Origin of the sequence: Stenotrophomonas sp. HMWF023, from assembly GCF_003060985.1 — a bacterium.
Classification (GTDB): domain Bacteria; phylum Pseudomonadota; class Gammaproteobacteria; order Xanthomonadales; family Xanthomonadaceae; genus Stenotrophomonas; species Stenotrophomonas lactitubi.
On sequence record NZ_QAIJ01000108.1, the window covers coordinates 1 to 1,083 of the forward strand.

Genomic DNA, 1,083 nt, shown 5'->3' on the forward strand with positions numbered 1-1,083 from the left:
CACCCTGACCCTCCCCGACAACGGCCAGCGCCTGCTGCTGCACTCGTGCTGCGCGCCATGCTCGGGCGAAGTGATGGAGGCGATCACCGCCTCCGGGATCGACTACGCGATCTTCTTCTACAACCCCAACATCCACCCGGTGAAGGAATACGAGCTGCGCAAGCAGGAGAACATCCGCTTCGCCGAACAGCACGGTATCCCCTTCATCGACTGCGACTACGACACCGACAACTGGTTCAGCCGCGCGCGTGGCATGGAGAACGAGCCTGAACGCGGCATCCGCTGCACGATGTGCTTCGACATGCGTTTCGAGCGCACCGCGCTGTACGCGCACGAACACGGCTACGACACCATCAGCTCCTCGCTGGGCATCTCGCGCTGGAAGAACATGGCGCAGATCAACGACTGCGGCGTGCGCGCCGCTTCGCACTACGAAGGCCTGCAGTACTGGGACTACAACTGGCGCAAGGGTGGTGGTGCCAGCCGCATGGTCGAAATCAGCAAACGCGAGCAGTTCTACCAGCAGGAATACTGTGGCTGCGTATATTCGCTGCGCGATGCCAATCGCCACCGCCGCGAGAACGGCCGCGAGCGCATCAAGATCGGCCTGCTGTATTACGGGCAGGACAACGACGCCGCCAGCGGCGATTGACGTGCGCGCGAGGGGCGGCCACGCTGGTCGCCCTTCTTCCGTTGTGCCGGACCTGCCATGACCGCCCTGCCCGCTGACGTCGCCCTGCTGGTGATCGACCTGCAGCCGGACTTCATGCCCGGTGGCGCCCTCGCCTGCGAACAGGGCGATGCGCTGGTGGCGCCGATCACGGCACTGCTGGCTGGGCGCCGCTACCGCACCGTGGTGGCGACCCAGGACTGGCACCCCGCCGACCATGCCTCCTTTGCCAGCCAGCATCCGGGGCATCTGCCTTTTGAAGCGATCCTGCTGCACGCGCAGCCGCAGACGCTGTGGCCGGACCACTGCGTGCAGGGCAGCGCGGGCGCCGCACTGCACGCGGGAGTGGACTGGACCGTGGCCGACCTGATCCTGCGCAAGGGCACCCGCCAGCAGGTGGATTCGTACAGCGC

The 1,083-nt window shown here is 66.1% G+C and carries 2 protein-coding genes; both read left to right on the top strand.

What is annotated here, in order from left to right:
• The first annotated feature begins 4 nt into the window (after positions 1–4).
• Entirely contained in the window at positions 5–652 is a 648-nt protein-coding gene (locus DBR20_RS05765) for an epoxyqueuosine reductase QueH (protein ID WP_108265514.1), read from the top strand.
• A gap of 57 nt (positions 653–709) precedes the next feature.
• Positions 710–1,083 (top strand): isochorismatase family protein (locus DBR20_RS05770; RefSeq protein WP_146186954.1); only part of this gene is annotated, 374 nt, incomplete at its 3' end.